Source organism: Sphingobium sp. (assembly GCF_036170395.1).
Lineage (GTDB): Bacteria > Pseudomonadota > Alphaproteobacteria > Sphingomonadales > Sphingomonadaceae > Sphingobium.
Window position 1 is genome coordinate 1 of record NZ_JAVHPD010000072.1, and the last position, 9,581, is coordinate 9,581.

The 9,581-nt window shown below is 65.8% G+C and carries 12 protein-coding genes and 1 pseudogene; 12 read left to right on the forward strand and 1 reads right to left on the reverse strand.

Annotation, left to right across the window (positions count from 1 at the left end):
* Window positions 1-52 precede the first annotated feature (52 nt).
* Window positions 53-640, forward strand: a pseudogene (locus V2B31_RS18040) (hypothetical protein); the annotation flags it as partial.
* 449 nt (window positions 641-1,089) lie between these two features.
* Here V2B31_RS18040 and V2B31_RS18045 read toward each other — a convergent pair.
* Window positions 1,090-1,545, reverse strand: a complete 456-nt coding sequence (locus tag V2B31_RS18045) for a DUF2442 domain-containing protein (protein WP_007015527.1) — start codon at window positions 1,543-1,545, stop codon at window positions 1,090-1,092.
* A gap of 386 nt (window positions 1,546-1,931) precedes the next feature.
* Here V2B31_RS18045 and V2B31_RS18050 point away from each other — a divergent pair, with 386 nt between their 5' ends.
* From V2B31_RS18050 to V2B31_RS18100, 11 genes are all read left to right on the forward strand, one after another.
* Window positions 1,932-2,285: a DUF3768 domain-containing protein gene (locus V2B31_RS18050; RefSeq protein ID WP_007015528.1), complete on the forward strand. Its 354-nt coding sequence runs from the start codon at window positions 1,932-1,934 to the stop codon at window positions 2,283-2,285.
* A gap of 162 nt (window positions 2,286-2,447) precedes the next feature.
* On the forward strand, window positions 2,448-4,091 hold the full coding sequence (locus V2B31_RS18055) for a PRTRC system ParB family protein (RefSeq protein WP_328281166.1): 1,644 nt from the start codon (window positions 2,448-2,450) through the stop codon (window positions 4,089-4,091).
* A 35-nt stretch (window positions 4,092-4,126) separates the two neighbouring features.
* Window positions 4,127-4,552: a PRTRC system protein E gene (locus tag V2B31_RS18060; protein WP_007015530.1), complete on the forward strand. Its 426-nt coding sequence runs from the start codon at window positions 4,127-4,129 to the stop codon at window positions 4,550-4,552.
* 45 nt (window positions 4,553-4,597) lie between these two features.
* Window positions 4,598-4,804 carry a PRTRC system protein C gene (locus tag V2B31_RS18065; protein WP_007015531.1) on the forward strand — a complete coding sequence of 69 codons (207 nt, stop codon included), beginning with the start codon at window positions 4,598-4,600 and terminating at the stop codon, window positions 4,802-4,804.
* A gap of 3 nt (window positions 4,805-4,807) precedes the next feature.
* The gene (locus V2B31_RS18070; RefSeq protein ID WP_081474089.1) at window positions 4,808-5,029 is read left to right on the forward strand and encodes a hypothetical protein; all 222 of its coding nucleotides are present in this window, start codon (window positions 4,808-4,810) and stop codon (window positions 5,027-5,029) included.
* Window positions 5,030-5,108: 79 nt separating this feature from the next.
* Window positions 5,109-5,969 (forward strand): hypothetical protein, encoded by an 861-nt coding sequence (locus V2B31_RS18075; protein WP_081474090.1) that lies wholly within the window; start codon window positions 5,109-5,111, stop codon window positions 5,967-5,969.
* Window positions 5,970-5,976: 7 nt separating this feature from the next.
* Window positions 5,977-6,801 carry a PRTRC system protein B gene (locus tag V2B31_RS18080; RefSeq protein ID WP_007015533.1) on the forward strand — a complete coding sequence of 275 codons (825 nt, stop codon included), beginning with the start codon at window positions 5,977-5,979 and terminating at the stop codon, window positions 6,799-6,801.
* Window positions 6,798-7,553 carry a PRTRC system protein A gene (locus V2B31_RS18085; protein WP_007015534.1) on the forward strand — a complete coding sequence of 252 codons (756 nt, stop codon included), beginning with the start codon at window positions 6,798-6,800 and terminating at the stop codon, window positions 7,551-7,553. The genes V2B31_RS18080 and V2B31_RS18085 overlap by 4 nt, the downstream gene beginning before the upstream one ends.
* The gene (locus V2B31_RS18090; protein ID WP_039858611.1) at window positions 7,448-8,206 is read left to right on the forward strand and encodes a PRTRC system ThiF family protein; all 759 of its coding nucleotides are present in this window, start codon (window positions 7,448-7,450) and stop codon (window positions 8,204-8,206) included. Before V2B31_RS18085 ends, V2B31_RS18090 begins: the two co-directional genes overlap by 106 nt.
* A gap of 77 nt (window positions 8,207-8,283) precedes the next feature.
* The gene (locus V2B31_RS18095; protein ID WP_007015536.1) at window positions 8,284-8,763 is read left to right on the forward strand and encodes a hypothetical protein; all 480 of its coding nucleotides are present in this window, start codon (window positions 8,284-8,286) and stop codon (window positions 8,761-8,763) included.
* A 122-nt stretch (window positions 8,764-8,885) separates the two neighbouring features.
* On the forward strand, window positions 8,886-9,581 hold a 696-nt coding region (locus V2B31_RS18100), incomplete at its 3' end, for an ATP-binding protein (protein WP_328281168.1).

Sequence of the window (9,581 nt, forward strand, 5' to 3'; positions counted from 1 at the left end):
GGCGGAAATACGGGCTTTGCGGAGCCAATAAGACAGGTCGATACAGACCTAATGCTCGCTCAAATGGAAGGTGGCCCCGCAAGATGCCTTCCTTAAGGGGTGGGAACCCGCGAAGGCCGCCTGGGGGCGCGGACAGAAAGTCATTCGCCTCATCGGTTATGACGCCTCGCCGGCAGATACGCGCCGCTATAACCACGCGTCGACCATCGCCAACGACCTTTTTGAGTGCCGGTACCCCTTGCGCGAATGGCAATGGGACCGTGACACCTGCATCGCCCGCATCGAGGCTGCGGGCCTTCCCGTCCCGCCCAAGTCGAGCTGCTTTATCTGCGCTGCAATGAAGCCCGCCGAGGTCCGCGCGCTCCCGGCCTGGTGCCTGCGTCTCATTGTCCTCGTGGAGGCACGGGCGGCTCCGCGCCTGCGCACCGTTGAAGGGCTTTGGCGCCGATCGACCTCAACCCGACCCGGCCGAATGACCGACTTCATCCGGGCGGAGGAACTGCTCCCCGCAACCGACATCGACGCCATCATGCGCGACGCGCCCGCCGATCTCGTCAGGTTCCAGGACGTCGCCGCGCATGTTCCACTCCCCGAGCGGCCAGCAATGGCGGAGTGGCTCGAGACCTTCAACGCCACCCTTCCTATCCGCAAGGAAATACATGAGCGGACGGGACTGATCGGCCCGACTTTTGTACCAGCGGTTCAACCCCTAAATGCTGAACAAAATATTGAACCGATCGGATAGCCAATCAAGTGTCCCACCGAACCTACCATCCGTCGAACTCGCCCCGAGGGTACTAAGGTAGCAGCCAGTCGTTCGGGAGATCACACACCAGATTCGGGGTTTCAGGAACAGTGCATGACTAATCGGGGTTTCAGGAACAGCCGTCCCGAATTCGGGGAATCAGGAACAAGGCTTCAGGGGGTACCCACCCACGCGCCCGATCAACACTGTCAGGCGACAGATCGGCGCAGCGCGCGCGCTTGGCACGCGAGCCTTAGAAGCAGCAAAGCGCGTGGCGACGAAACCCGGTCGGTTCGGGGGTGATGGCAATCCGGGCCCAGAGCTTGAAGGCTATGCGTGTCGGGCTACTGGCCTGAACTTGTAACATTCTCAGCCTCGATCGGATCGGGGGCATCAGCCAGCTTTCGCGGTTGACCACCCTTTTGGCCATTGGCGCTCGACGCGGCATTCTTCGCCGCGGTCCGTACCTTTCCGCCCTCGGATCCAAGCTGGTGGGCCATCCATTTTTTCGAACCGAACACACCTCGCAGCAGGCCGGGGACATAGATATCGGCGTCGAGTTTTGGCCAATGAAGCCCAAGGCCCGCAGGGCTGATTTCGATTACAGCCAGACTGTCCGGCGAGGCGTCGGCCAAGCCCTCGGCCAGGTGCGCCGGAAACGTTAGTTCAACCCCCGTATTGAGGCCAACGACCACACGGGCGCGGCGACGATCATAACGCGCCGACACCGCATGGCCGGCTTCGCGAAGCGTCGCCATCCGTTTACCGGCTTGCGCCGTCTCGTCCTCAGTAATCCTCATGCCGACGCCCTCTTAGCCATCGCGGCAATGCGTCGGGTCCACAGGGAGCCGGCTGCGAACCGTCCTTTTAGCTGATCCGAACCCGTTGTCGCCTCCTTTGGATTATGTAACGAAGAGCGTCGCAAAAAACGACGGCATCCGCCGTCGAATATACATCGACCGCCTCGCTAGTGCGGCTCGACCAGCGTTTCCGAAAGCAACGACCCGGCCAACCGGGTCGCTCGCGGTGATCAGCGTCTCAGGCGCTGCAGAACCAAGATTGCAGCAGCGCAACATGCGAAAATCAGTCACGATCATTGGCGCTGGAATGGCCGTCTCGACCGGGTCGCCCCTGGCTATCCCAGGGCGTAGATCGGCCATCACGCCCTCGGCTTGCTGGAGGCAACATGACAATTCCCGCAATTGAACGGATCGCCAGGCTCAACGACCGTTGCCGGCAGGGCCTCGATCCCAACGCTCGCATCATGGTGACCCGTAACTGCCTCGCCCGGTTGACCGGCGACGATGTCGGAATCGCGGAAGTCCTCGCCCAGGCCGAACTGCTTGCGGCCGTGCGCCGCTATGCGTTCAAGCCCGGAGACGGGCCCGAGCGGGATTTCGGCGGCTTCGATCTGAAGGGCGAACGCATCTTCTTCAAGATCGACTACTACGACCTGGCGCTGGAATTTGGCTCGGACGATCCCTCTGACGCCTCGATCACGCGCCGCGTCCTCACCGTCATGCTCGCCGAAGACTATTGAGCCCGCCGGCTCCAACACGACTGCTCCTTCGAACGCCACCGCCACCACCTTTCCGGTCCTCAGCGCCAGGAAAGGCAAGGGGGAAGGCGAGCATCAGGCTCGCCAGAATGAAGGCGCGCGGCCGAAAGGGCGAGCCTGCCGCATTCCACGAGGAGATCCGCCTTGACCGCTCCGCAACCGACCCCCGTCAACACGCTGCCGCTTTCCCTGATCGTGAAGGGCGATAATCCCCGTCGCTATTTCGACAGGAAAAAGCATGACGACCTCGTAGCCTCGATCCGCTTGCGCGGCATCCTGCAACCCATCCTGCTTCGCCCCGCGCCCGGCAGGGAGGACGTCTTTGCCATCGTCGCGGGCGAGCGCCGCTATCGGGCTGCTCTCGAAGCCTACGGCGCGGATGCCGAGGTTCCCGTCATCGTCCGGGAGATGACCGACCAGCAGGCTCTGGACGCCGCCATCGCTGAAAATGACGACCGCGATGATCCTTCGGAAACCGAACAGGCCGATGCCGCCGTCCGCTACCTCGCGGCGTGCCAGAACGATCGCGCCGAAGCCGCCAGGCGGCTCGGCTGGTCACGCAGCAAGCTCGATCGCCGTCTGGCGCTGGCGGAGCTGTCCGAAACCGTGAAGCTTGCGCTCGACGAACGCCGGATCAAGGTCGGTCACGCCGAGCTTCTCGCCGCAATCCCCGCCGACAAGCAGGACAAGGCCCTGGAGACGATCCTCGCCTCGGGCCTGGACGTCAGCAAGACGCGCGATCTCCTCATGCGCGTCACGCAGAACCTCGCCGCCGCTTGCTTCGACAAAACCGAATGCACAACCTGTCCGTTCAACTCGGCCTCCCAGCGCACTCTCTTCGAGACCCATGTCGACGACGGGCACTGCACCAATCCCGGATGCTTCGAGCTGAAGACCCAGACCGCCGAGGCGATCCGCTTCGAAGAGCAGGAGCGCGCCGAAAAGGCGGCACGGGCCGCGGCTCCGCCCGCTGCCGACGAAGACGACGGTGACGGCGAAGCGGATGACGGTCTCGACGACAGCGAGTCCGAAACCGAAGTCTCGTCCGTCGATCGCGCCGAAACCCCCGGCCGAACCGAACCCCGCCCCCTGGCTCCGCAGACCCCGCTGCCATCGACCGCCGGCGGTTCGAGCGCTCACAAGTCGACCGTCACCGTCAAATCGATCGCCGGGCGCACCAGCGACCTGCGCGAGGCGACCTGGCGGACTGCGGTGGCCCGCGCGCTCGCGGCCAATGTCGCCCATGCCCATACCGCCATTCTCGTCGCCGCGATGTCGGGCACGCTTCCCCAGATCAAGGCGGAGACCCTGAAGGCCCGTGCCGGCCTCCTCGTGGGCGCTTCCTTCCCGGACATCTCTTATGGCGACAAGATCACAGAAATCCGAGCGCTGTCCGAGCCGCAGGCAGCGAATGTGCTGTCCGCTGTCGGCGCCGCCTATGCCAAGGACGTGCTGACCTTCGGGCATGTCGCCGACCTCGCCCGCGCTTTCGACGTCGATCTGCGCGACGTCTGGCAGGTCGATAAGGCCTTTCTCGAGCGCTACACCAAGGACGAGCTCAAGTTCATCGCCCAGGAATCCGGCCTGGTCGCGCATGTCGGCGAAAAGGGCTTCGCCAAGCTGCTCAGTGCCAAAAAGGCAGACCTCATCGCCGGCATGCTCAACCGCCCCGGCTTCGACTGGGCCGGACGCCTGCCCAGTTCGATGACGCTCGACGGTCAATATAGGCCGCCGCCGGTGAAGGCCGCGCCGCCGGCCGCCGCCCCGATCAAGCAGCTCGCCGCATAACCCCCCAACGCTCACATAGACAAGGATTTGGACCCATGTTGATTTCCAACCTGCTCCCACTGCTTGCGCGCTACTCGCTCGGCTTCGATCTCGTGGCAGGCCCCGAAGACACGGTCACCCTGACCGTCATTCCCCGCAAGGTGGAAGGCGCCGCGCACAAGCTCGAGACCGGCGAGACCCGCCCGATCTCGCTCACCGCCAGCGCCGCGGAGATCGATGCCGAACTCGCCAAGGGCGAAGACGGCGCGCTCGGACAGCTCATCACGATCCGCAAGACACTCGCCGACCAGCTCGCCGAACAGCGCGAGGCCGCTGATGCCGCCCGCACCGCCGCGGCCGAGGCCGCCAAGGCTAAGGCCGCAACGTCCACGCCGAAGCCCGCCTCCACGGCCGCGAAGGTTCCGGCTACCGCCAGTCCGCCCGCCGACGCCAAGGCCGAGGAGCCCGCCAGCCTCTGGTGAGGCAGCCCCTCGAACCTCTCCCGAACCCACGCCCAGGAGGCCGCCATGCAGATCAACCACCTGACCCGAACCTACCGATATGACGGCATCGACCTTCCGGTGCCGCCGCATCTTGCTGACGATGCCGCCGGCCTGCGTGCCTACCATGCAACCCTCTATCCGCCGATCCTCAACGCCGAGATTGTCGACGCCGGCGTATCGGGCGCTGCGCATGTCATCGAGTATCGGCGCGCCGTCGGCACCAAGGGCTGACCCGTGCCCCGCTCCCAGAGCGCGGCCATCCCCGCCGCACCGCGCAAGACGCTCCTCGAATGGATCGAGCACGACGATGGCAACACGACCGGCTTCCCCCAGCTTCCCTGCAGCGCCCAGGCCCTCGCCCTTCACGCGCGAATCCTCCCCGAAGTCCCTCATAAGGGCGAAGCGGCGGAGCCGCTTCAGCCCCCTGTCGGTCTCAGGCTCGCCCCGCTCGGCTGATCTCGCGGGCCGGTCCGTCGCGCTCTCCGTAGACATCCCCGCCACCTTCGATCAGCCGCTCAGCAATCATCACAAGCTGATGGGCCGGTGGGTGGCCGCACGGGAAGGAACGACCAGACGATACACGCGCGTCGGCGCCCGCAAGCGAATCGAAGATGTCTTCAATGCCGCGGTGCTCGAAATCTTGGCGCCAATCGAACTCGTCGATCTGCGGGTCGCCGTCCTCGCCGGCGAAAACGACAATCCGCCGGCAATCGCCTTGGTCTGCGAGAGCCTGGGGCAGCTGGATCTAGGCTGGATCGAAACCGGTGACGCGCCCGTTCCCTGGCGCGCCGCCGCCTACGCGGCCCTCGGGGAGACGCTCGGCACCGCGCTTCCGGTCTTCGGCTATCAGGATCTCTTCGATGAAATCTCCATGTACTATTGGGACGGCGAGATCGACGACGAGAGCGCGCGCCAAAGCCTGACCGCCTATCACGGTCTCAGTGCTGAAGAACTCGCAGAGCAGACACTGCCCTCGGAGATGAACGCGCGCCGCCCCGACTGGATGATCGGCACGAACGCGGCGAAGGCCGCCAGCCTCCCGAAAACCCTTCGCGCCGCTCTGCGCCGACTTCGCGATGGGCACAAGGCGCTCGACCGCCTCGCCTCGGAGCGCAACGCCTGGCACTTCGATACCGACATTCTCTACGAATATGTGCCGGGCATCGAGGAATGTTCGTCTCTGCCACCGCTGACGCTCGTTCCGTTCGAGCAGTTCGCGCGCGAGCTCGATGATGTTGCCCGCCACGGCATGGAGATGGGCTTCATGGATGTCTGCGGCATCTGCCCGCTGCCCGAGGTGAGTCGGATCGACGACTGGTTCGAGAGCCTGCGGCTCGGCGTCCAGTTTCTGCTCGCCGCCCAGCACCTCGTCCGCTTCGACCCGCCCAACCCGTGAGGCCCTCATGTCCGACCACAGCAGCCACTTCGAAGCCACCGGCGGCGGTCTCCTCCTGACTAACGCTATCCTGCTCTATCAAGCGGGAACGTCCACGATTCCGAACGCCTACAGTGCGCCCAGGAACGATACGATGGCTTTCGCCAGCATGCATGCCGTCGAGCACGATGCGGAAGGCCATCCGACCATTGCCGCCGGCGTGCCCTTGTCGCGCGCGCAGCTGCGCCGATGGACCGAGGCCCTTGGCCGCACGGCGGTCCCTGAGATCCTGCCCGACACCGTGCTGGTGTCCCATCCCGACGTGCTCGCCTGGTGGGTGCCGGCACAGGTGCGCCCCGCCTATTTCGCGCTGTCGTCGCCACCCGAGGGGCTTCGTGCGCTCGCGCGACGCACGACCGTCACCGTGCCCTATCCCGCGCATCTTCTCATCGCCGCGCGCACTGGCCTTGGCGTCTACGCGCTCCCGTCAAGCGAGCGCCCGGCGGCCGACACACCGGTGCTACACTCACCCATTCTCAACGTCTTCATCCAGGGCGGGCTCTGTTGGGGCAATATCCCGAGGCCGAAGACCCTCGGCGTTGCCGCCATCGCGGAATACGAGCGGGCCGTGTTCGACTCCTGGTCGACCCACCCCAATCCCGGCCAGGAGCACACCGTCACCGGCAAGGGCGGCCTCGTCAGGCTCTGGGATGATCTCGCCGCACGCGGCGCCAGTCGTTTCCCGGTCCGACGTCTCAAGCCCTTCCATCCTGCCGCCCGACCACGACAGGCTCGCCCACCGGCTAACGCCGTCACCGTGGGCAGACTGATTGCGGCCGCTGCCGGGAGATGACCATGCTCGCCGACGATCCCACCGCGGCGGCGCTGATCGCTGCCGCTCCTTGTTATCCGGTCCCGTCCACGGGACGATCGCCCGCGCTCGATGCGCTTCGTGACGGTCGCGCCGGGCATGGCCTGGCCGTTGGTAAAGACGGCGTGATGCTCATCCTGCGCCGCCCCTGGCTGGCGCTTGACGCTCCCCTTTCGCCGCCCTTCGCCGCCCATATCCCTTATGGCAGCATTGGCGAACCCAAGGCCGACTTGCGCTGCGGACTGATCCCAGGCGAGCATCTGGCCGCGATCCTCGACCACTTCCGCGCAGCGCTCCCCAATGAAGCGGCCGCCTTCATACTGTGGAACGAGGCGAGCGGTGAGTTCGCGGTGAATCTTCCGGATGTCGACGAGGCGACGCCCTCGCGCCTCGTTTACCGAACCCCGGTGCTGCCGCCCGATTGGCACATGGTCTGCGACATCCATAGCCACGGGCGGGGCTCCGCATTCTTCAGCGCCACCGACGATGCCGACGATACCCATGCCACCAAGATCTCGCTCGTCGTCGGCCGGCTCGACCATCCGGCGGGGCCGGTAATGGCCGCCCGGCTCTGCGCCGGGGGCATGTTCCTCGCCGTGCCGCGCAGCCCATTTTCGGGAGATGTTCCATGCAGCCTGACAAGCCCCAGCGCCACTATCTTCCCGCCATCTTCGACAATCGCGCGGTCCGGATCCTGCTCGTGGGATGCGGCGGCAATGGAGCTCAGATGCTGATGGGCCTGGCCTCGCTCGACACGGCTCTGCGCGCGATCTCCTCGCGTTCGCTGGAGGTCACCGTAGTCGACGACGACATTGTAACCGAGGCCAATCTCGGCCGTCAGCCCTTCTATCGCTGCGATGTCGGCAACTCGAAGGCGCGCACCCTCACCGAACGGATCAACCTCGCCCACGGCCTGGCCTGGAAGGCGGTTCATGGGCGAGCCCCCGATGCGGTCGAAATCGACGGCACCGACATTCTCATCACCTGCGTCGACACCGCTTCGGCCCGCCGCGAATTGGGCGCCGTCCTTGGCGATGGCAGGACCGTGCCGACCTATTGGATGGACCTCGGCAACCGCGCCAGCGACGGACAATATCTGATCGGCTGCCCATGCCGCCCGACGGGCAATGTGAAGCTTCGCCTGCCGACCGTGCTCGAGGCCTTCCCGGAGCTCGCCGACGAAACTCTAGCTGAGGACGATGCTCCCTCCTGCTCGGTGGCCGAGGCGCTCGAACGCCAGTCCCTCTTCGTCAACCGAGTGCTGGCCAGTCACGCGCTCGCGCTGCTGTTCGATCTGCTCGGTCGCGGTTCCATCGGCCACGCCGGCGCCTTCATCAACCTCGCCAGCGGCCAGGCCGTGCCGATCCCGCTCCCGCGCGGCGACTGAAGCCCGACCGACTACCACGCCCATCCCGTGCCCATCCAAACCCGGCGACCTTCGCCCGGGGATGAGGAGAACTTGCCATGACCGTCATCGGACATAATCGCATCCGCGGCGCCGACAATTTCGACGGCTACGAGGTGCTCGCCCACCCCTTGCCCGACCGCGAGGATCGCGTCTTCCATCGCGGCGAGCCCGGGGCGTCCCAGACCTCCGTGACCTATGGCTCGCATGACATTCAGATCGCGAGGCCGACCGGTCCTGGAAGCAGGAGCCTCCTTGCCATCCTGATGCACCATGGTGGCGGCCGTCATATCCTGGAATTCTACGAGGGGGCCTTGCCCGTCACCGCGACGCTGCTCGCCCTGCCCGAGCGCGCCCAATATGCGCTCGCCTATGCGTTGTTCAAACAGGCTGATGAATGCGCCATGGCCGCCCGCGCGGACGAAGCCAGCCGCTGGGCCCAGGCGTTCGTCGATGGCCGCATCCGCAAACGCCGCAGGGGCGGCCAGCGCTACGTCAACATCGAATCGCCGGCCGAGAAGGAACGTCGCTGCGCGTAGCGTGGGTTCCCCGGCCGTTTCACTCCTCTGCGCCGACGCCGTCCGTGTGTGCGCCGGCCCGAGCGAAAGAGGAGAAGGGCAGGGGAGGGGTGAGCCTGTTCGCTCTTGCCCAGGAGACCCCGATGCCCCTTCCCAATGTCATCCACAGCCAGGTGGATCCGGCCGCGATCACCAAGGTGACGCGCCTGTTTAACAACACGCTCGGAACGATGCTCGCCGAGCTTGTCCAGAATGCGCGCAGGGCCGGGGCGACGAGTATCGACCTCGACGTCGCCGAGGCCGAGGACGGGAAATGGCTCGTTATCGCCGACGACGGCGCCGGGATCGCCGATCCCGCGGTGATCCTCGCGCTCGGCCGTTCCGGCTGGGACGAAGAGATCGCCGCCCGCGAAGACCCTGCCGGCATGGGCGTGTTCAGCCTCGCCGGCCGCCAGGTCGAAATCCGCTCGCATCCGCGCGCCGGTGGTGAAGCCTGGCAGGTCTCGATCGCGCCCGGCGACTGGGAATCGGGTACTCCCATCCCGGTCGCCCGCTGCGACCAACCTTTCGGCACCGAAATCCGGCTCCTTCTGGATGACGAATGGGCGAAGACGCTCGAAGTTGCAGCCATCGGTGCGGCCCGCTATTGCCCGACGCCGATCCGATTCAGAGGCTCGCAGCTGGCGCAGTCGGATTGGCTCGCCGACGCAGCCGTCATCGTCGAGACCGACGGGGTCCGGATCGGCCTCTTCAACGCAACGCGCGCGGCCCACTATCAGCCGCTCATCAACTTCCACGGCCTCACCGTTCCCTGCACCCTGCCTTCGGTCGACGAAAAG

What these genes read in the sequence shown, in the direction of transcription:
- V2B31_RS18045 (WP_007015527.1), bottom strand. Translation starts at nt 1,545, where the DNA reads ATGAGGATTACTGAGGACGAGACGGCGCAAGCCGGTAAACGGATGGCG.
- V2B31_RS18050 (WP_007015528.1), top strand. Translation starts at nt 1,932, where the DNA reads ATGACAATTCCCGCAATTGAACGGATCGCCAGGCTCAACGACCGTTGC.
- V2B31_RS18060 (WP_007015530.1), top strand. Translation starts at nt 4,127, where the DNA reads ATGTTGATTTCCAACCTGCTCCCACTGCTTGCGCGCTACTCGCTCGGC.
- V2B31_RS18065 (WP_007015531.1), top strand. Translation starts at nt 4,598, where the DNA reads ATGCAGATCAACCACCTGACCCGAACCTACCGATATGACGGCATCGAC.
- V2B31_RS18075 (WP_081474090.1), top strand. Translation starts at nt 5,109, where the DNA reads ATGGGCCGGTGGGTGGCCGCACGGGAAGGAACGACCAGACGATACACG.
- V2B31_RS18080 (WP_007015533.1), top strand. Translation starts at nt 5,977, where the DNA reads ATGTCCGACCACAGCAGCCACTTCGAAGCCACCGGCGGCGGTCTCCTC.
- V2B31_RS18085 (WP_007015534.1), top strand. Translation starts at nt 6,798, where the DNA reads ATGACCATGCTCGCCGACGATCCCACCGCGGCGGCGCTGATCGCTGCC.
- V2B31_RS18090 (WP_039858611.1), top strand. Translation starts at nt 7,448, where the DNA reads ATGCAGCCTGACAAGCCCCAGCGCCACTATCTTCCCGCCATCTTCGAC.
- V2B31_RS18095 (WP_007015536.1), top strand. Translation starts at nt 8,284, where the DNA reads ATGACCGTCATCGGACATAATCGCATCCGCGGCGCCGACAATTTCGAC.